The 428-nt window shown below is 56.8% G+C and carries 1 protein-coding gene and 1 pseudogene; both read left to right on the top strand.

The genetic code is table 11. From position 1 onward, the window contains the following. Window positions 1–96 (top strand): annotated as a pseudogene (locus PsW74_RS30240) (type VI secretion system tube protein Hcp); the annotation flags it as partial. A 119-nt stretch (window positions 97–215) separates the two neighbouring features. Further along, a partial coding sequence (locus tag PsW74_RS19830; protein WP_082830651.1) for a hypothetical protein occupies window positions 216–428 on the top strand: 213 nt, incomplete at its 3' end.

Below are 428 nucleotides of genomic sequence, written 5' to 3'. Positions count from 1 at the left end.
CTGATCACCATTGAACTGTCTTACCGCAAGATCATGTGGGAACACACAGTCTCCGGCACGTCCGGTGCTGATGACTGGCGCGCGCCTGCAGCTTAAGTCTCTGTCCTCAATAAGGATGGAAGTCAGATCCGGGCCAGCTTTGGCCCGGACACTGCCTATGGGCGAGTTAAACGATAGGCAGTCTTTGATTTGGGCGTGATCTGCGGAGTTGGAATATGCAATTTGTCTCTGGCAAAGCCTCAGCAAAGCGCGGCTACTTGCGCAGCTTCTTTCGCAGCTTGCTGTGGCGCCGGCGTAAGGTGGAGGCGGTCGCAGAAGCTACACCGCAAGAGTGCGATCCGGCAGGAACTGCGCATGTGGTCTTGCAAGGCCGTGACCGGCCTGAACGGTCTTCTGATGCTCTGCACGAAGATCTGTCCGAAGAGCTC

It is taken from the genome of Pseudovibrio sp. W74 (assembly GCF_001623085.1).
GTDB lineage: Bacteria > Pseudomonadota > Alphaproteobacteria > Rhizobiales > Stappiaceae > Pseudovibrio.
The sequence above is the reverse complement of the archived record's forward strand: the minus strand, read 5'-3'. Positions and strand labels throughout refer to the sequence as shown.